General features: G+C 53.8%; 17 protein-coding genes. 3 read left to right on the top strand and 14 right to left on the bottom strand.

Translation table 11 applies throughout. The features are described from left to right. Positions 1-7 precede the first annotated feature (7 nt). The gene (locus MKY58_RS08855; RefSeq protein WP_212946945.1) at positions 8-325 is read left to right on the top strand and encodes a hypothetical protein; all 318 of its coding nucleotides are present in this window, start codon (positions 8-10) and stop codon (positions 323-325) included. Between the two features lie 143 nt (positions 326-468). Here the strand turns inward: MKY58_RS08855 and MKY58_RS08850 are convergent, their stop codons facing one another. The 11 genes from MKY58_RS08850 to MKY58_RS08800 all read right to left on the bottom strand — a co-directional run bounded on the left by MKY58_RS08850 (position 469) and on the right by MKY58_RS08800 (position 12,187). Then, a complete protein-coding gene (locus MKY58_RS08850; RefSeq protein WP_339324238.1) occupies positions 469-1,398 on the bottom strand; it encodes a patatin-like phospholipase family protein in 930 nt (309 codons plus the stop codon). A 77-nt stretch (positions 1,399-1,475) separates the two neighbouring features. Continuing rightward, a complete protein-coding gene (locus MKY58_RS08845) occupies positions 1,476-3,065 on the bottom strand; it encodes a family 10 glycosylhydrolase (RefSeq protein ID WP_339324237.1) in 1,590 nt (529 codons plus the stop codon). A gap of 139 nt (positions 3,066-3,204) precedes the next feature. After that, positions 3,205-3,630 (bottom strand): transcriptional regulator MntR, encoded by a 426-nt coding sequence (mntR, locus tag MKY58_RS08840; protein WP_036714291.1) that lies wholly within the window; start codon positions 3,628-3,630, stop codon positions 3,205-3,207. Positions 3,631-4,287: 657 nt separating this feature from the next. Continuing rightward, positions 4,288-5,001 carry a cytochrome c biogenesis CcdA family protein gene (locus tag MKY58_RS08835; RefSeq protein WP_212946951.1) on the bottom strand — a complete coding sequence of 238 codons (714 nt, stop codon included), beginning with the start codon at positions 4,999-5,001 and terminating at the stop codon, positions 4,288-4,290. A gap of 21 nt (positions 5,002-5,022) precedes the next feature. After that, a complete protein-coding gene (locus tag MKY58_RS08830; protein WP_339325093.1) occupies positions 5,023-5,826 on the bottom strand; it encodes a metal ABC transporter permease in 804 nt (267 codons plus the stop codon). 45 nt (positions 5,827-5,871) lie between these two features. Continuing rightward, positions 5,872-6,624, bottom strand: a complete 753-nt coding sequence (locus tag MKY58_RS08825; protein WP_339324236.1) for a metal ABC transporter ATP-binding protein — start codon at positions 6,622-6,624, stop codon at positions 5,872-5,874. A 43-nt stretch (positions 6,625-6,667) separates the two neighbouring features. Beyond that, positions 6,668-7,579 (bottom strand): metal ABC transporter substrate-binding protein, encoded by a 912-nt coding sequence (locus tag MKY58_RS08820; RefSeq protein ID WP_339325092.1) that lies wholly within the window; start codon positions 7,577-7,579, stop codon positions 6,668-6,670. A gap of 222 nt (positions 7,580-7,801) precedes the next feature. Further along, positions 7,802-9,781: a methionine--tRNA ligase gene (gene metG / locus MKY58_RS08815; RefSeq protein ID WP_339324235.1), complete on the bottom strand. Its 1,980-nt coding sequence runs from the start codon at positions 9,779-9,781 to the stop codon at positions 7,802-7,804. Positions 9,782-10,193: 412 nt separating this feature from the next. Beyond that, positions 10,194-10,463: a membrane protein insertion efficiency factor YidD gene (yidD, locus tag MKY58_RS08810; protein ID WP_339324234.1), complete on the bottom strand. Its 270-nt coding sequence runs from the start codon at positions 10,461-10,463 to the stop codon at positions 10,194-10,196. Position 10,464: 1 nt separating this feature from the next. Next, positions 10,465-10,929: a Fur family transcriptional regulator gene (locus MKY58_RS08805; protein WP_339325091.1), complete on the bottom strand. Its 465-nt coding sequence runs from the start codon at positions 10,927-10,929 to the stop codon at positions 10,465-10,467. 271 nt (positions 10,930-11,200) lie between these two features. Continuing rightward, positions 11,201-12,187: an iron-siderophore ABC transporter substrate-binding protein gene (locus tag MKY58_RS08800; RefSeq protein ID WP_339325090.1), complete on the bottom strand. Its 987-nt coding sequence runs from the start codon at positions 12,185-12,187 to the stop codon at positions 11,201-11,203. 237 nt (positions 12,188-12,424) lie between these two features. Here MKY58_RS08800 and MKY58_RS08795 point away from each other — a divergent pair, with 237 nt between their 5' ends. Continuing rightward, positions 12,425-13,423, top strand: a complete 999-nt coding sequence (locus tag MKY58_RS08795; protein WP_339325089.1) for an iron ABC transporter permease — start codon at positions 12,425-12,427, stop codon at positions 13,421-13,423. Continuing rightward, complete coding sequence (locus MKY58_RS08790; protein ID WP_339324233.1) at positions 13,420-14,475, top strand: iron ABC transporter permease; 1,056 nt, start codon at positions 13,420-13,422, stop codon at positions 14,473-14,475. Before MKY58_RS08795 ends, MKY58_RS08790 begins: the two co-directional genes overlap by 4 nt. Positions 14,476-14,535: 60 nt before the next feature. On the opposite strand, the gene MKY58_RS08785 is transcribed toward MKY58_RS08790, so the two are convergent. The 3 genes from MKY58_RS08785 to nagZ form a co-directional block, all read right to left on the bottom strand. Beyond that, on the bottom strand, positions 14,536-15,111 hold the full coding sequence (locus MKY58_RS08785; protein WP_339324232.1) for a hypothetical protein: 576 nt from the start codon (positions 15,109-15,111) through the stop codon (positions 14,536-14,538). Between the two features lie 172 nt (positions 15,112-15,283). Continuing rightward, positions 15,284-17,782, bottom strand: a complete 2,499-nt coding sequence (locus MKY58_RS08780) for a stalk domain-containing protein (protein WP_339324231.1) — start codon at positions 17,780-17,782, stop codon at positions 15,284-15,286. Positions 17,783-18,087: 305 nt separating this feature from the next. Next, on the bottom strand, positions 18,088-19,704 hold the full coding sequence (nagZ, locus tag MKY58_RS08775) for a beta-N-acetylhexosaminidase (RefSeq protein WP_339324230.1): 1,617 nt from the start codon (positions 19,702-19,704) through the stop codon (positions 18,088-18,090). Between the last annotated feature and the right edge of the window lie 73 nt (positions 19,705-19,777).

The following is a 19,777-nucleotide window of genomic DNA, read 5'->3' as shown; positions in this document are numbered from 1 at the left end:
GGATAAAATGAAAAGGCATGCTCTGATTTTTTGGATCGCCATCGGTTTGGCCGTACTCGGGATTGTCAATATCGTTTTTTCCGGTGGCTCCGGCCTCGGCAACATTCTCGTTCCGTTGTGCGTAATAGGCGTCGTATTTTTGCTGTATAAGTTTCCCCCTGCCCGTTACCGCAAAAAACCGAAGGTCAAACCTTCCGCCCGAACGATGGAAAAGGTGGCCGCGGCAAAACGTTCCCAATCGAATGGCAAACGAAAGCATTATCCTTTTCAGGTCATTGAAGGCTCCAAAGGCAAAAACGATGACCAGCAGCCCAAATATCATTGACTCCCTCCGTTATCCGACGGAGCATCCGCGAAACTGCAAACAAAAGGCGCTCATCCTCCCCCAGGAAGATGAACGCCTTTTATTTTTAGGCAGGTCCCTAAATGCCTCTCTCAGCCCTGTTGATTGCTCCCGGCTCTGCCGCTTTATGATCCCGATCCCTTGAACCTTGCAAAAAATTTCGTTCCCGCCTGCACTCCCGATTCGTACAGCTCCATCGTTTCCTCCGGCGTGATGTGGAACTGCGTCGTACCTACGCCCAGGGTCGGAATTTTGATCGTCCGAAAACGGTTCACCTGCTCGATATACCGCTCGTCATGCGCGGACAACATCGTTTCGAACATGGCCGTCAGCATGCTGATGGGTCCCCGGATCATATGCGGCCTGCCCGAGCTGCGCCCCACCATTTGAAAACCGATCGTTTGGATCGGAGGCTGCCCGGGGTTTTCCGCGGAATCGTCGAACAGCCACAGCGGAAGGTTGCTGAGCAGCCCGCCGTCGACGACATATACGAACTGGTCCTTAAATGCTTTGCCGCGGGCGGCTTTTCCGCACATCCGCAAAATGACCGGATCAAAAAAATACGGAATGCTGGTGCTCATCCGGATCGCTTTGGACACTTCGAACGCGGCCGGATCGATGCCAAGCTTCGCCAGATCGCCGGGGAGGACCAAAATTTTGCCGTTCGTGATATCCGAGGCGATGATCATCAGCTTGCCTGCAGGCAGATCCGAAAACGTGCGAATCCCTTTCGATCTTAATATGTGATGAATCCAATATTCGAGTGCTTCTCCGGAATAAAGCCCTTTTTTCAGCAGGAGGCGCACAGCCGGACCGATGATTTTGGCGTTGAAAATAGGGGCGCGGTGGAGGAAGGATTGGAAGGGGGTCGTTTTGATGATTTCGCTCATTTCGCCCGCAGTAAACCCGGCGGCAAGCAGGGCCGCCACGATGGATCCCGAAGAGGTCCCCGCCACCCGGTTAAAAACCACTCCCGCGTCCTCCGCCGCTTTGACGGCCCCCGCAAGCGATATTCCTTTGACGCCTCCGCCCTCAAATACCGCATTAATGAGCATAGGAAAAACCCCCGTCCTCATCTATTCAACATAATGTATGAGAACGGGGGTCGATTCATGACTTCATATGAACGATATTATTGCTGATAAAACGCGGTCAATGCCGGAACGAGTCCGAGCGGGTTGTTAATAAGGTTGGCTGCCCTGAAAAAGATGCTGCCTTTGACTTCGTCGTGCTGCGCATTGTATTTCAACTGATTGATGATCTCCTGGGCGCTCTGCCAGCCGGCTTCCGAAGTGCCCAGCTTATAGGCGGCATGGCCGACGTACAGGTCAACCCCGGTGCCCGCCACCTCATGGGACCACCAGTCGACGAGCTTGTCGTATTGGGCGTTTTTGAACGACATGCTCCAATAGATTTGCGGAGCTACATAATCGATCCAGCGGTTTTGAATCCAGGTTCTGACGTCGGCGTAATAGGAGTCATATGCGGTGATGCCTGCATTCGTATCCGAACCGGTCGAATCCTTCGCTTTATTGCGCCACACGCCGAACGGGCTGATCCCGAAGGAAACCGCAGGTTTCGCCGCATGGATCGATTGGCCGAGCCGCTCGACGAAATCGTTGATATTGCCGCGCCGCCAGTCCGCTTTCGAAAGGCCTGCCGTGTTGTACGCGGCAAATGCGGCATCGTCATTAAACGTTCCGCTTGTCGGATAGAAATAGTCGTCGAGGTGAACGCCGTCGATGTCGTATTTATTGACGACTTCCATGATGACGTCGATGACATGCTGCCGGGCTTCCGGAAGGCCGGGATCGATGATCAGCTGATTGTTCGATTTCACGATCCAGTCGGGATGCTCGATCGCCACATGATTGGCCGCCAGCTTGCTTGTGGCGGAGTCCATGCTCGCCCGGAACGGGTTGAACCAGGCATGGAACTGCATGCCGCGTTTATGCGCTTCTTCAATCATGAAACCCAGCGGATCGTAGCCGGGGTCTGTGCCTTGCGTTCCCGTCAAATATTTGGACCATGGCACCAGGTCCGATGGGTACAGTGCGTCGCCTGCAGGACGAACCTGAACGAATACGGCGTTGATGCCTATCGCTTGCAGTTTGTCCAGCATCGCGGTGAACTCCTGCTTTTGCTGATCTATTTTTCCATAGGATTTCGCAGTCGGCCAATCGAGATTGGTCACGGTCGAGATCCATGCCCCGCGCAGATCCTTCGCCTGCTGCCCGCCTCCATTGCCGGGAACGGCCGGATCAGGTATGTATGCGCCCGAAATCAAGGCGATGTTTTGCGCCGTTTGGTTCCATAACACCTGCAGTCCCAGGTTTTCGCCGATAAAACGCAGCGGCACCATGATTCTGCCGTTTTTGATTTGGACGGAAGCATCGAGCGCAACGTCGGCGCCGTTGACCTGTGCCGTTTTTTTGCCGTTTGTGAGCGACATCGACGAACCGTTTTGGTTGATCGTGACCGTTTTCGTGGTCTGCTCCCAATTGACGTTTGCTCCCAAACCTTCGCTGATGACCCCGAGCGGAACCATCGTCACGTACACTTTCGGTATGATGTAAGGCGCTACGTCGCTGGCGACGGGGTTGCCGTCCAATGTGATCGTGATCGGCGGCTTCGAGGATTTTGCTTGAACGTTGGCGACGGGTAACATCAGGATCAATACAAGTGCCAGAACCATCCATCGTTGAAACTTCCAAAACCTCATTCTACGAATCCTCCACAAATAATAGATTTGCAGGCATAGAGCACCGCGCCGGAAAAGGCCGGCGTCTGCCTTGTGCTGTATGGGCTTCTTCCAAAAACGAAGAGGCATCCGTCTCTTTAAGAAGGGACAGATGCCTTTTTTACGAATCGCCCACTAGTTCGTTATGAATGTTCCGCAATTCCTGAAGACGCTGCTCATCCCGGCGGAAATATTCTACAAGCGTTTCGATGTGCGTAATGGAATCCCAGCTCAAATGATGCTCGATCCCTTCCACGTCGGTGTAGATATGCTCATCGGACACGCCGATCATGGTCAAAAACTCTTCCAAGAGTTTATGGCGGTCAACCAGGCGTTTTCCCATTTTTTTGCCTTTGCTGGTCAACACGAGTCCCCGGTATTTTTCGTAGATCAGATACTCGTCTTTATCCAGTTTTTGAATCATTTTGGTTACGGATGAAGGATGAACCTCCAGGCCTTCGGCAATGTCCGAAACGCGAGCATATCCTTTTTCGTCAATCAGCTTGTAGATGCGCTCCAAATAATCCTCCATGCTGGGCGTTGGCATCTTCTTCCCTCTCTTCTCTTTTTAAGCATGACACTAAATACCTGCTCTTGTAATGATACATGTTTCCAAGATCACTTGGCAAGTCCCGCCGGGGAACGCCGCTTCCCCATGGCGGCCCCGAAACCGCTTCACGCCTCGTAAACCGGGCGACGTCCCGGACCGGAATGCCGGAGGGAACCGAGGCGAACACGAAGCCGCCAAAACGCTGCGCAAGTCAAGCCGTTCGTTGCCTGGACCTTGTTTATTTTTAGCCGGATGCACCGAACTATTCCAAAAGCCCTAAAATGAATCGAATCGTTCCAGCAATCATCGGGCGCTGCCATCCCCTTTTCAAATTACGCCGAGGGCCAAGCGCCTGTGCGTGTCTACGTCCACATGATACAAAATGGAGGAATCCAAAGCCTGAAATGGAGGAGAGAAACGAGAACCTCCCCCGTTGCAAGGCCTGAAAGGCGCGAGAGCCGCTTTAACGCCTGATTTCGCCATTGCCCCGACCGTTTGGGTATGACGTCTAGAAAAACGGCTGCAGGAAGCTTCTGAAGCGTTTGACCGCAGGCGCTGTTGATGACCGATTGCCCGAAGGAACGGCAAAAACGCCCTGCTCCGGTTTCGGCACAGAGCGTATTGTTTTTCCCTCCGCTTCGAACGGTGGTTCGGCTAGAATTTCATCCATTCCGGCGTGATCGCCTGCAGCCAAATCGTAATTTTGGTCATCTGGTTCGTAAACAGCAGCACGCCCATCAGCAGCATCAACGCGCCGCCGATTTTCATCATGATGCCGGAATATTTTACGATCCAGCGGGTCGACCCGATAAAAAACGCAAGCACGAAAAACGGGATCGCAAACCCGAGCGAATAAGCCGTAATCAGCGAAAACCACGAACCTGGCTGAGTTGCGGCAAGCCCAATAATTGCAGTTAAAATCGGTCCGACGCAAGGCGACCATCCGGCTGAAAACCCGATGCCGAAAATAAAGGAACCTATGTATCCGGCAGGCTTGAATTTCAGATCCATTTTATAGTCCCTCATCAGAAACTTCGGTTGAAAGATACCGATAAGGAAAAGTCCCATTAAAATGATCAAAATGGCGGAAAGCTGGCGGATCAGATCACGATTGTTGTAAAAAAAGCTGCCTAAAAAACCTGCGCTCACCCCAAGGGTGTAAAACACTACTGAAAAACCCAAAATAAATGCGAGCGTATGCGTCATCGTCCGGAACCGGACTTCCCTCTTGTTTTGCTCCGTTTTAAGCTGCTGCACCGACATGCCCGTAATATAAGACAAATAGGACGGATATAGCGGCAAACAGCAAGGAGAAATGAAAGAAGCCAGTCCCGCCAAAAACGCGATACCGATATTCAAGTTCGACAAGGCCGTACCCCCTAATCTATGTTAAACCGAAAGTCCTTTTTTGCCGGCCATGGTTAACACAAGAAGCAGAATCAGCAGGAGCACGATGGTGGCCCCAGGCGCCAAATTCCAAATGCCGGCGATGACGAGCCCGATAATGACGGCGATTTCGGAAATGACCACGGATAAGATGACGGAGGATTTGAAGCTGCGCGCGATCAGCAGGCTGATGGCGACCGGTATCGTCAGCAAAGCCGACACGAGCAGCGCCCCGACGATTTTGATGGCCGTGCTGATGACGAGCGCGGTCAAAACCGTGATCAACATATTAAGCAAACGCACCGGCAGCCCATTGACGCTTGCGGCGTCCTCCTCGAAGCTGAGCAGGAAAAACTCTTTGAAAAACAAGGCGACAACCGCGACCACAACCACCGTAACGGCTCCGACCACGTACAAATCCTGCGTATCCAAGGTATAAATGCTTCCGAACAAATAACTCATCACATCTGTATTGTAACCCATACCGAGCGTAAAAAACAAAGAAGCCAGCGCAACGCCGCCGGACATGATGATGGCAATGGACAGCTCGGCGTAGCTTTTATAAGCTTTCCGGAGCTTTTCGATCGCAAACGAAGCGACAACCGCAAAGACAAGGCCCGCGCCAAGCGGGTACACCTCGATCAAAAAACCGAGCGCCACCCCGGCAATCGTGACGTGCGCAAGCGTATCGCCGATCATGGACAACCTGCGCAGCACCAAAAATATCCCGATCAGAGGAGCGGTAATGCCGATCAAGATCCCCCCGGCAAGCGCCCGCTGAAAAAAATCACTAAGCAAAATATCGATAACCATTCAAACGACTCCTTCTCGCAAATTGCTTTCGGCTCCGGGTCAAGACAACGAATGCTGCAAATCCGGAACCTCGCAATTTTGAATATCATGGGAATGCCGGACGTAAAAATTGATGCTGCCGTTCTGCTGTTTGGGCTGTTGGCCCAGGTAACTTTCGACCATCCCCATATCATGCGAAACCATCAGGAACGTCATGTGGTGATGCTGATGCATATGCGTGACGAGCTCGAAAAAATCAGCCTGGGTTTTGGCGTCGATGCCTACGGTAGGCTCGTCCAAAATAAGCAAATCCGGACGATTGATCATCGCCCTCGCCAGAAAGGCGCGCTGCTGCTGGCCTCCCGACAGCTCCCCGATCTTTTTGCCGGCGATCGATTCGATGCCCATGACCTCCATCGCGTCGTCGCATTTTTGCTGCTGGCTTTTGCCGACTCTTCTAAACAGCGTTTTGTTATTGTACAAGCCCGACATCACGACCTCGCGTACCGTGGCCGGAAATAAAGGATTAAACGCGTTTTTTTGCGGAACGTAACCGATCCGCTCCCAGTCCTTGAACTTGCGGATCGGTTGGCCGAACAGCCGGATCTGCCCGTCCCCCGCAGGCAAAAGCCCGACGATCATCCGGAGCAGCGTCGATTTGCCCGCGCCGTTGGACCCGATAATGCCGACGAAATCCCGTTCTTTGGCTGAAAAACTTAAATCGGAGATGACCTGCTGGCCCCGGTAGGAAAAAGAAACATGCTCCAGTTCCACCACGGGCTGATGGCAATCTTCGAGGTTCGGCGTAAACATAGTGGATCTCCACCTTTCTCATAGGAATCGCTGCCGGAATCTCCTATTCCTGCAGCGCCAAAATCAGATTCGCCAAATTATTGCGCATGAGCGAAAAATAATCGTCGCCGCGCTTCAGCTGATCTTCGGTCAAACCTTCGACCGGGTTCAGCACGAGCACTTCCGCCCCCGTTTCGGAAGCCAGCGTTTTGGCTAGTTTATCGGAAACGAGCTCTTCGAAAAAGATATAATGGATTCCTTCTTCCTTCACGAGGTTCGACAGCTCCAGCAAATCCCGCGAACGCGGCTCCGCATCGGGAGAAAGGCCCATAATGGCATGCTGCGTCAAACCGTAATCCCGCGCCAGATAACCGAAAGCCTCGTGGGACACGACGATCTCCTTGCGCGGCATCTTGCCGAGTTGGGAGGTGAATTCACGATCCAGTTCTTCAAGACGTTTCTTCAAATTCAAATAACGTTCGTTATAAGCATCCTTGTGGGCCGGATCGGCTTCAATATAACTGTTTTTCATGTTTTCCGCCATGATCAGCGCCGATTTCGGGCTTACCCACGTGTGCGGATCGACATGATGCTGATGGCTGTGGCCTGCGCCTTCCTGATGCTCGTGTTCATGCTCATCCTCTTCGTTTGCTTCGATCAGCTTGATGCCCCGGCTGACCTCGTAAGCCTTCACCTGGCTGTCCCGGTTCAGCCCCTTCAAAAACTGCGGAACCCATCCTTCCAGTCCGGCGCCGTTATAAAAAAACAGCTGCGCTTTCGACGTATTGACGATGTCCTGGCTTCGCGGCGTCCAATCATGGGGTTCGACGCCCGCCGGCAGCAAATTGATGACGTTGGCGTCTTCGCCGCCGATCGCTTTCGCAAATTCGTATATCGGGTAAAAGGTAGTCACCACATTGACCTTGCCTTCAACGATTTTCCCTTGGCTCTGCGGACCGCAGCCTGCCGCCAGCATGACGATCAGCACGATCAGCCCGACCGCCCCGCTTCTAAGCCTCCATGTTTTTTTCACCTGACTAAAACCTTCCTTAATCGTAATTTTTACTAACAAATTATAGAATGGGCTTTGAAAACTTGTCAACACCTAGGGAAAAAAAGACGGAATACCTTATGGCTGCAAAGGTACTCCGTCTTATTATTCCCTACATATGCTCTTGTTCAGACCGGTTAAGTCCGATTACTTGACTACGGCTCCGTTCGGCATGCCGTCAGGCACGGTGGCCAAGGTCAGTTGGTCGCCTTGGGAGGCCGCCAAAATCATGCCTTGCGACAGCTCGCCCCGCAGCTTGACCGGCTTCAGGTTCGTCACGCAGATGACCTTCCGTCCGACCAGCTCTTCCGGCTTATAAAATTTGGCGATGCCGGAAACGACCTGGCGTTGTTCGAAGCCAAGGTCGAGCTGGAGCTTCAGCAATTTGTCGGCTTTTTTGACCGGTTCGGCGGCGATGACCTGCGCGACGCGCAGCTCGACTTTGGCGAAGTCCTCGATGCCGATCTCTTCTTTGAGCTCCGGCGCTTCCGCCGCGGCCGGCGTTTCGGCTTTAGCCGTTTCCGCTTCGCTTGCCGCAGGCGCGCCGCCGGTCATCGCTTCCTTAATATAAGCGACTTCCTGCTCCGCATCCAGCCGCGGGAAGATCGGGTTGCCTTTGACCAGCTGCGTGCCGGCCGGAATCAAACCGAATGTTTTTCCGCTGTCCCACGCGGTCAGTTCGCCTGCTTGAATGCCCAGCTGCTCCCAAATTTTGCGCGGCGCCTGGGTCAGGAACGGCTGCAGCAGAATCGAGGTTATGCGCAGGCTTTCCACCAAATGCGTCATGACCGAAGCCAATTCGCCGCGTTTGCTTTCGTCTTTTGCGAGCGCCCAAGGCTGGGTTTCGTCGATGTATTTGTTGCTGCGGCTGATGAACTGGCTGATCGCCGTCAAAGCGACGCTAAACTCCATGTTTTCCATGGCTTCTTCGACCTTTTGATATACGGCTTTTGCTGCATCTTCAAGCTCGCCGTCGAATGCGGTGACGCCGGATTTGTACTCAGGCACCCGTCCGTCGAAATATTTGTCGACCATCGCAACGGTACGGTTCAGCAGGTTGCCGAGGTCGTTCGCCAAATCGGAATTGACGCGTTCCACAAAACTTTCGGGCGTAAAGGTTCCGTCCGCGCCAAACGGCACTTCGCGAAGCAGATAATAACGCAGCGTGTCCAGGCCGTAGCGGTCGATGAGCGTTACCGGGTCCACGACGTTGCCTTTGGATTTCGACATTTTGCCGTCCTTCATCAAAAGCCAGCCGTGCGCAAACACTTTTTTCGGCAGCGGCAGATCCAGCGCCATCAAAATGATCGGCCAATAAATCGTATGGAAACGGACGATCTCCTTGCTCATCAGATGGACGTCCGCAGGCCAATATTTATCGAACAACGACGTATCCTCCGAGCCGTAGCCGAGCGCCGTAATATAGTTCAGCAGGGCATCGATCCACACGTAAACGACATGCTTCGGATCGCTTTTGACTTTGACGCCCCATTCGTAGGTCGTCCGGGAAACGGCCAAATCTTCAAGACCCGGCTTGATGAAATTGTTGATCATTTCGTTTTTGCGGGAAACCGGCTGAATGAAATCCGGATGCTCTTCGTAATACTGAAGCAGGCGATCGACGTATTTGCTCATGCGGAAGAAGTAGCTTTCCTCTTTTACGCGCTCCACGGGACGTCCGCAGTCCGGACATTTGCCGTCCACGAGCTGTCTTTCCAGGAAAAAGGACTCGTCCGGCGTGCAATACCAGCCTTCGTATTCGCCTTTGTAGATGTCGCCTTGCGCAAGCAGGCGTTCAAACACTTCCTGCACGACTTTCGTATGGCGCGGTTCGGTCGTGCGGATAAAATCGTCGTTGGAGATGTCGAGCTTTTTCCACAGCTCCTTGATGCCCGCCACGATATCGTCGACGAACTGCTGCGGCGTTTTGCCCGCTTCGGCTGCTTTGCGTTCGATTTTTTGCCCGTGCTCGTCGGTCCCCGTCAAATAACGCACGTCATAGCCGCGAAGCTTTTTGTAACGGACCATGGCGTCGCCGGCCACCGTCGTGTAGGCATGGCCGATATGCAGCTTGTCGCTCGGGTAATAGATCGGCGTCGTCAAATAAAACGTCTTTTTTTCGGACATAGGTTTGTCATCCTCCACATACTGATATTTTCCTGAATCGGGATTTGGCAAAGTTGCTTTTTGGATTTCGGCAAAATCCCCGTAAAACAAAAAAATCCCGCCCCGCTATGGGACGAGAGTTCTCTCACGTGTTACCACCCAATTTCCCCGCTTCCTCCCGGAAGACAGGCTCCATCGGTTCCCGGCAGCCGCCGGTGACCATCCATTAACGCTGGAACACGCCGCATCCTTACGCAGCCGGACGTAAACGTCAGCTCCGCTCGAAAGCAGTTCCTCCGGGACCATCTTCGGAAAATCGCCTAGACCGGTTTGCAGCTCCCCCGGCTCTCTGAGCTAAGCGGACATTTTCTTACTCATCCGTTCGTCGGAAATGCCATATATTCCTTAATATACTGAACCGAACCGGCCAAAGTCAAGTGAGGCGTCCGGCGCTGCTCCCGTGCTTGCCGCCTTTTTCCTTGCGCGGCGGGACCGGATCCAGTCCTCCGGGGTGAAACGGCTGGCATTTGGCGATCCGTTTGGCCGCCAGCCAGGAGCCTTTTAAGGCCCCGTGCACTTCAATCGCTTCCAAGGCGTAAGCCGAGCAGGTCGGATAAAACCTGCAGGTCGGCGGCTTGAGCGGCGAAATGAATTTGCGGTAGAACCGGATCGGTCCTTGAACCGCTTTCCGGGAAATGCCCATCTTATCGCCCTCCGGCGGTTTTGGAGGCACCGGAACCCGCCTCGTCCGGCACGGCTTGCTGGCAGTCCTTACAATATCCGAACACTTCGAATTTATGCGTCACGACTTGAAATTGTTCGGGAGCATCCGTAAATTGCACGGGGCAGAAATGGATCGGATACGTCCGCTGGCACTGCAGGCAGATCATGTGGTGATGATGGTGATCCTCGCTGCAGCTGGCCTTGAATTTGATGCCGTCTTCAAAAACGACCTGCTCCAGGACGCCAAGCTCCTGCATGACCCTGAGGTTCCGGTATACCGTATCAAAGCTTAAACCGCTATATTTTTTGCACATATACTCATAAACGTCCTTGGCCGACAAATACCCCGCATGTTCGCCAAACAAGCCGGCGAGCGTCTTCCGCTGGTCGGTAATGCGCAGTCCCTGTTCCGACATGGCGTTAATGATCTGGTCCGTCGAAAGCATTACGCTCATCCTCCCGTCGAGATCAACGCAAAAAGCATTGTCTTCGCTTTTGCCGCGTTCCTCAAAATCGATCGAATTTTGCGGCATGTTAATACTTTTAATAATGCCTCAAAACGGCATGACAGTCAATCGAAGCACCCGCTTCCGCTGCCAAAGCCGAACGTTTGAAGCAGGATCCGTCCCGCAACAAAAAAAGAAGCTCCCCCGCGGCAAGCTGCGGCTTGCTCTTCGGGAAAGCCTCTTTGTGTCGACTTTCTGAATGTTTTTTTCTTTATTTTACGAAATAAGTTTTCAGCTGATCCAGCATCAGGTTAGCCGCGAGAACGCCGCCTGCCGTGTTCCAGATGACGTCGTCGACTTTATGGGCATTGCCCTTTTTCACGACATCGAGGTTTTTCCACAGGTTATCGTTGGTCCATTCTTTTTCCATTTCGCTTCCTTTGCCGTCGCCGGTTTCATACGTGAAATAGAACAGAATGTCGCCGTCCATTTCCGGAATGCGCTCTTTGCCTACGTCGTCGGCGAAACCTTGTTTTTCTTGGGCTTTCGGACGGGCGAACCCAAGCTCATTCAGGATGAGTCCCGAGAACGTTTCGCTGTAATAAATACGGGCTTTGCCCGGCATAAAACGGACCATGGAGACTTTCGTCTTCAGCTTGTCGCCGAGTTCCGCCTTCAGGTCGGCCACGTGCTTGTCGTATGCGGCCAGGACTTCGTCGCCTTTGTCCTTCATATTGACGGCATCCGCCCACAGCTTGAAGTTTTCCTTCCACTCGCCGCGCAGCGTCTCGGAGAAGACGGTCGGCGCGATCGCGGACAGCTGGTCATAGATTTTTTCCTGGCGCATTTTCGTGCCCAGAATGAGGTCCGGCTTCAATGCCGCGATGGCCTCCACGTTCGGCTGGCCTTCTTCGCCCAGGTTTTCTACGCCCTGCATCTGATCCTTGATATGCGGATACCATGGATCCCCGGTCCAGGATTTAACGGCTCCGACGGGTTTGATGCCAAGCGACAAAAGGGCTTCGGTGCCTTCGTTGGTCAAAACCACGACACGCTGCGGGTGAGCCGGCACTTCGACCTTGCCCATGATCGTCTCGACGGTGCGTTTCGCATTGTCCGTGCTTTGCTCCGCCTCTTTATTTCCGCTTTCGCTTCCCGTGCCCGCGGTATTTCCGCTGCCGCTGCCGCAGGCGGACAAGACGAGTACCGCTGCCAGAAGCATAAGTATGATTCCGTTCCACTTTTTCATATAATCTATGTCTCCCCTTCAAATTCTCTGATAATGATTATCAGTATCGAATCTTATCCTAATCGATAACGCTTCGGCTTGTCAACAACGAAGAGAAAACATCGGACTTCCGTATGCGAATCCCCTTTCATGGCCTGCCTCAATTGAGAATGATATTCATTGACAAGTTTCATCCCTCCCCTTACACTTTTAGATGTTGTTTATTTGCCTGATAGGAATGAGGGATCAGCCTTGCAGACGGTTTGGCTGCAAAAAACTACATATAAATGGATCGGATTGGTCGCTGGGATCGTCCTCCTGCTGCTCTGCGTAGCGGCAAGCATCCTGTTCGGCGTCCATGCCACGGCTTGGCGTCAAGTATTGGAGGCATTCACGTCCTACAACGGAAGCACGGAGCATCTGATCGTGCGCGAAGTCCGGGTGCCCAGGGCGTTGATCGCGGCGTTCGTCGGAGGCAGCCTCGGCATTTGCGGGGTGCTGCTGCAATCCTTGACCAAAAACCCGCTGGCCGACTCGGGCATTTTCGGCATCAATGCGGGAGCTTCCCTGTTTGTGGTCGCTTCTTTCGTGCTTTTTGGGGTCAGCTCGCTCACTTCTTTTACTTGGATCGCCTTCATGGGCGCGGGCGTCAGCTGCCTGTTCGTTTTCGTGCTCGGCTCCGCCGGGCGGCAAGGGCTCACGCCGCTGAAAATTACGCTGGCCGGCGCGGCCATCACCGCGTTTTGCAGTTCCATGACCAACGGCATGCTCATCATTAGCGGGCGCGCGATGGAAGAGGTCCTCTTCTGGATGTCCGGATCGGTCGAAGGCAGAAGCCTGGATATATTGCTTCGCCTGCTTCCGTATATGCTTGCTGCATGGGTGGTTTCCTTCCTGATCAGCTCGTCGGTCAACACGCTGATGCTGGGCGACGACGTCGCCAAAAGCCTTGGGCAAAAAACCGCGCTGCTCAAGCTTACGATGGGCGTGCTGATCGTTGTCCTGGCAGGAAGCTCCGTTGCCGTGGCCGGCCCGATCGGTTTTCTCGGTCTCGTCATCCCCCACATCGCGCGAACCGTCGTCGGCAAGGACATCCGCTGGCTGATTCCGTACAGCGCGGCGATGGGCGGCATCTTGTTGCTGCTCGCCGACATCGCGGCACGTTTCATCGCCATGCCTCGGGAAATTCCGATCGGCGTCATGACTGCCATCATCGGCGTTCCTTTCTTTATTCACGCTGCCAGAAAGGGGCTGTTAAAAAAATGAGCCGTTCCGATAAATCCAAAGAACCGATCGCCATTCGGATGAAGGGCAGCCGGATTTCCTTTCTGACCAGCCGAAAACAAATAACCGTCTTGACCAGCCTCGCCGTTTTGCTGTTGCTTGCCGTCATCGTAAGCATCGGCTTTGGCACGAAATACGTAAACCCTTGGGCCGTCGTGCAGGGCATTTTCGGACAAGGCAATGCTTTGGACGTCGTGGTCGTGCAGAAGCTGCGCCTGCCGCGGGTATTGGTCGGAGCTATGGTCGGAGCATGCTTGGCCATGTCGGGCGCGATCACGCAGGGTTTGATTCGCAATCCGCTCGCTTCCCCGGACGTCATGGGGGTAACCAGCGGGGCTTCGCTTGCGGCGACGGCCATCATCACTCTGGTTCCTTCGGCAAGCATCTTTTGGCTGCCTCCGGCGGCCTTCATCGGAGCGACCTTGACGACCCTGCTCATTTATTTCCTGTCGTGGAAAAAAGGAGTCAACCCTTTGATGCTGGTGCTTGTCGGGGTCGGAATCGGGGCCGTCGCTTCGTCGCTGTCGACCATGCTTCTGGTGACCGGCCCGACTGACGTCGCACAAAAAGCTTTTAACTGGCTGCTGGGCAGCGTATACGGCAGCTCCTGGAAGCACGTCAACATGCTGCTGCCGTGGTTTATCGTGTTGGGCCTGTTAAGCCTTGCGTTATCCCGCCGCATCAACATGCTCCAGCTTGGCGACGATCTTGCGGCCGGAGCGGGGAGCAGCGTCGAAAAAGACCGGACGATGCTCATCTTTATTGCGGTTGGTTTGGCGGGGGCAGGCATTTCCGTCGGCGGGGCCATCGGCTTTGTTGCGCTGCTGTCGCCGCATATCGCCCGGAAGCTGATCGGATCTTCCTACGGCTCGCTGCTTCCGGCAAGCGCCTTATGCGGGGCCTTGATCGTCGTTCTCGCCGATTTGCTGGCCCGGAACCTTGTCCCCCCGCTCGACATTCCGGTCGGCGTTTTCACTTCGGCGGTGGGCGCTCCGTTTTTCATTTATCTGCTGTGGCGAAGCCGGAGCTCTTAAGGCTAAATCGCTTTCCGCCTTGAATGATCCGGCTACGATTTCTTATAAAAAGCAACCTCTTTAAAATGCATGAAAGCCTTCCCGTTTGGAGACGGGAAGGCTTTTTTGTGAAGTTCGCAAAAATGGACCTTGCGTGTTTTCTCTATTCGGCGGCGCGATGTTCGTTTGATATCCGGCAAGCAGCCATTCGTACATTTCCGGGGAAATGACCCTTTGTTTTTCTTGGCCACGGCTGACGACGATTTCGTTTTCCGCCGGCGTGCAGGTCTTCATGCCGCTGCCGTCCGGATTCGTAACCGAAACGCAATCATACGCCGGCTCAACCGTCATCTTTTGATGATGTTCGGTCGTAAGCTCGGCAGCCATCGGGTAACCGTGCCGCCCATATTCCGTTTGCCCCGGAACAGGTTCGGCAGCTTGAAGCCACCCCGTCAATCGAGCGATGATCGGGTCATCCTTCGTCCATATCGTTCCCCGCAGTTCGTCCCCGGATTTTCCGCCCACCAGCTTAACGGATGCAACTTCTTCTCCCGGGATTTTCCGGTTCCCTGAGCCGTGTTCGTCGGCACGTACGGCCGCCGCCGTTAACAAAAAGGCAATGGCCAAAACGCCGGACATGACGATCAACCGTTTCATACGTATCCCCCCGTTCCTCTGATCCATAACAACGCTTAAATCGATCCTGCTTAGGTTAGGGGATACCCGATCCCCTTGATTACAAAAACTGCCTCTATATCATCGGATATAAAGGCAGTTTTCGGTTTCATCTTATATGATCGGATTTCGTTGAATTGACCAGCTATACGCCTTAAGGCGTTTTGACTTCAGGCAGCGGCGTAAACAGCAGGTTGATCGGCAGGTTGCTGCCCGAGGCAGCGGTATACCAAATTTCCACGTTTTCTTCGCCGTTACCCGTGCGGTACAATACGCTGGCTTCATGCGGCGCATTGACGGACACGTTTTTGGCAACCTGTACAGGCTGGCCGTTCACCAGCACCACGCCCGTGTACAAACCTCCGCGCGGGTTCAGCGTGATCAACGTATGCGGAGCTACCCGGCTTAACGTGATTTTATACAAGACGCCGAAGTTGCCCGCGTTCGAGGCTTCCGTTCCATAGATGCCATCCAGACCTCTCAGGTTTGGATCCTGATTGTCATCCCCGAGCACCAGACGGGACGGAGTATCGCCGACAACGTCGTCATACCGGATCAAACGGGTGGAGTCCGGATAGGTACCGCGGTTATGAACGTCCCGCTCCAGGTTCGTCAGAAACGGCAATGTTTTCAGCGGATCCTTGTTTTCGTCGATCATGATGAACGTGTACTGGATCGGAAGATCGCTGAATGCATCGGAAAGCACGGAAATGGTATCCCCTTGCTTCATTTTGATTTTGCTGATATCCGGCATGATGACCTTGCTTTCGCCCGGCGCCAGGCTGACGACCTGACGGGCCGATTGGTTTTGCATCGTTTGGAAATAACGCTCCGTCGAAACCTTGCCGGTCAACGTCGGATACGGGTTAGGACCGCCCATGCCAAAGTTCTCAAACGTCAATTGCGCAGGCGAATCCGTATAGGTGTTGGTCGCGATCACGTACAACTTCATGTTTTTACCGGTTGAATTGACGTGGTGAATCATGAAACGGGTAGCGCCAAGGCCGGTTTCGCGATACAGGATTCCTTCCTGATATACGGTTTCCGGACTGTTGCTGCGGATCAGGGTCGACGCTTCCGAGGAAATCTGATACTGCAGGTTTTTCCATGACGGAACTTGGGAGCCGTCAAACGCAAATTTGTCCCCTACGTCCGTAAACAGCTTGTTGAACTGATCTTCGGTGTACAGCGTTTCGTTCGTAATGTTGATCGTTTTCTGGAATTCACTGGTCGCGCCGTGTTTGTCGGTCACGATCAAGCGGATGGTCACCGGACCCGGCGTAAAAAACGCCTTGCGGCCGTTCAGCCACTCGCGGCTTACGATCGCATCCTCGTCATCGGTGCTCAGATCGGTGATCGTTACTTTTTCGCCCATCTTGTATTCTTCTTTATCGGTCGTAAAGTTGGCGACCGGCGGTTCGTTCGGCTTCAGGACGTTGACGGTAACCGTGTAAGGTTCGCTCCATTGTCCGCTCGAGTCTTGCACGTAGTGCGTAATCGTGTGTTGACCCGGCTCCTTGAATACGTCCTCCTTGCCTTCCCAACGCTCATCCACGATTTCCCGTCCGTCCGCAACTTTCGTTTGGGTCGTGTACGTCACCGTCGTTTCTCCCGCGAAAATATCTTTAGGCGATACGGTAAACGCGGCAACCGGCTTCGAGGACAACGTCAAAATGACTCTCTTATTCGGCTGATCGACCGTATATGGAATGTTCAGCGCTTGAGTAATGGAGGTCAACGGAACCATAAACACGTTTTTTTGCTGATAAGCCGGGCCTTTCATTTTCGTAGAAACGCCGTCAACGCGATACACGTTGCTGTTCGTTTTGAAGCGGAGTTCCTTCCCGTCTTTCATGATAATCGTTTCTTTTGTTTTGTTGTCGTATGTAAGCTTAAGTCCTGCACGCTCTACCATAGCCCGGATGGCCACGTAGGAAACCCCGTTTTTGACGGCCATCGGTTGGCCTGCAAGATACAGCTTTCCGTTCTGGTACATTTTGTTGCTGTTCATCATCAGAATCAGCTGGTCGGGACCTGCTTGCAGCGGATCGGAGAACGTTACCGGAGTTCCCCCGGATTTGCCTTGATCCGTTACGGTTCCGGTTTGGCCGTTCACGTCACCGGTCGATTTATCGTCACCCTGCTCTTCGGTCGGATCCGAAGCATCCTTGCTTCCGTTCTGCGACGCCGGATCGGTTTGGGCATCCCCTGGTTGAACATTGCCTGTTTGGGAATCTTCCGTTTTGCCGGAGTTATCCGCCGGAGTTCCGTTCGTCGTGCCCGGCGTGCTCTGGCCGGTTGCCCCTTGGTTTGTTGTACCTTGGTTTGTTGTACCTTGGTTTGTTGTACCCTGGTTTGTCGTTCCTTGATTTGTTGTTGCCTGGTTTGTTGTTCCTTCCGTTACTGCTTGATCTTTTCCTGCAACTTCGTTTTTCTGATCCCCGCTGAAGGAATTGCTTGCCATTCCTGCTGCTTGGCCGCCGTCCTGCTGGACGCCAGACGTGCCGTCAGCGCCGCTGGCTGCATTCATGGTGAAGTTTTGAACCGTTTCGATTGAACCTGTGCCCGCTCCTTCCGCGCCGGCGGCCGGAACGACAAGCGCCGTTTGCGCCGCAGCTAACACAGCAATCATTGTCAGTTTCTTGAAATTCATGTACAGAGACTCCTTTACACTCCCATTTTTCTATCTCGCCCTCAAACAGACATAGTATTAGACGCAGTTTCCGTTAAAAAGTTTCTAACCGTTTTCAAGCAAAATAAGAAAAATGTTTAACGGCTTAACTTTCAAATAGGACAAACCTCGTTTTATGGCCAATTTCCGGCAAAAATATCCTGCTCACCTTGTTAAAAACAATACAAGATGCAGGGTTCCCAAAAAACGAAACGGAAGATTCCCGCAATGAAGGAACCCTCCGTCCTCGAATCATGTCCATGACTGCTAAAGTATTGTCAGCTGCTTTAGTGAGCGCCCTGCAAATCCAGGCTGACCGGAAGTTTGCCTTCGGCTTTGCTTTTTCCCGCCAACACGGACGCCAGCGCTTCCATGAAATAAGGCGTGTTTTCGTAGCAGCACAGATAAGCCGGTATGGACGGAATTTCGTTCAGATCATACGGATTCCGGGTGGAAACGGCCACCAGCTTGTCATGTTTCTGCTCCATCAGCTTCTCGGCCAGCAGGCGTTGCCCTTCGGGCAGCGTGCTTCCCGCCGTATACGTCACCAGAACCACCTGGCTGAAGCCCGCCGCGGCGGAAAGGGCCCGTTCGATCTCCTGCTCATCCGGCTCGGCGCTGACGACGATTTCCTGAACTTGCTCCAGATGGCTGGATAATGCGTCCCCAAGGCTGACGAACTCCGTCCATGGCTCGTCGACCTGCGTCTCGGACCGCAATTCGGGCCAAATGACCAATACCGGCGCTTCGGCTTGAAGCGGCAGCTGCCCGCGATCTTTGACGAGCGTTACGCTCTTCAGGGAAATTTCTTTTAAAAGACGGTCCACTTCGGGTTTTTCGTGTCTCTCGACAAATGCCGCCGGTGCAGGCGCATCCGAAGTTTTCAGGCCGGCCAGCCGTTTGTTTTTGAGCGCCAAAATGCGCGTCACGGCGGCGTCGATCGTTTTTTCGCTGATTCTTCCCGTCCGCACGGCATGTTTGACGGCTTCGATCGCTTCGATCTGATCGTTCAGCGTATGGCTGACGAGCACGACGTCCGCTCCGGCCTCGATCGCATTGACCGCTCCTTCCCCGATGCCGAAAAATTTGGCGATCGCATGCATTTCCAGGCAATCGGTCACGATAATGCCGTCGTAGGCCAAATCCTCGCGCAGCAGTCCGGTCAGCACCGATCTGGACAACGTGGCCGGGATCCGCTCCGGTTCGATGGCCGGGAAAATGACGTGGGCGGTCATGATCACGTCGACCCCGGCGCGGATTGCTTCGATGAACGGCTTCAGCTCAACCTGCTGCAAACGGTCCAAATCATGCTCAACCGTTGCCAGTCCCATATGGCTGTCGACGTTGGTGTCCCCGTGCCCCGGAAAATGCTTGGCGGCTGCGGACAGCCCCTTCTCCTGAAACGCCTTGATGACGGCCACCCCGTGTTCGGCGACCCGCTCCGGATCTTCCCCGAAGGACCGGACGCCGATGACCGGATTGCGGGCATTGTTGTTGACGTCGAGGCATGGGGCAAAGTTCATGTTGATGCCAAGCTGAAGCAGTTCCTCGGCGCTGACCCGCGATACCCCATAGCTGTAATCGGGATTGCCCGTGGCTCCCAGCGCCATGTTGCCGGGAATCCGGCTCACTCTCTTATGGTCGATCCGCGCCACCATGCCGCCTTCCTGGTCGATGGCGATCCACAAGGGCAGGTTCCCTTGATCCGCGGAAAGCTTTTGCAGCGAAGCCGAGAGGTTCGCTACCTGCTCGGGGTCGCCGATATTCCGGCGAAAATAGATGACTCCCCCCAAATGATGCTCCTGAATCAGCTTCTTGATCTGGTCGTCCGGTACCAATGAGTGAAATCCGCAGATGAACATTTGGCCGATTTTTTGCTCCAGCGTCATTGTAGATAGATCCATTTTTCTCTGCACTCCCTTTTATTAACGTAAAAATAAGTTCCAACCAAACGCTTTAATGCTATCCTTGCTTTTC

The organism is Paenibacillus sp. FSL W8-0194 (genome assembly GCF_037969745.1).
Lineage (GTDB): Bacteria > Bacillota > Bacilli > Paenibacillales > Paenibacillaceae > Paenibacillus_AQ > Paenibacillus_AQ cookii.
This window is presented reverse-complemented; position numbering and strand designations above follow the sequence as displayed.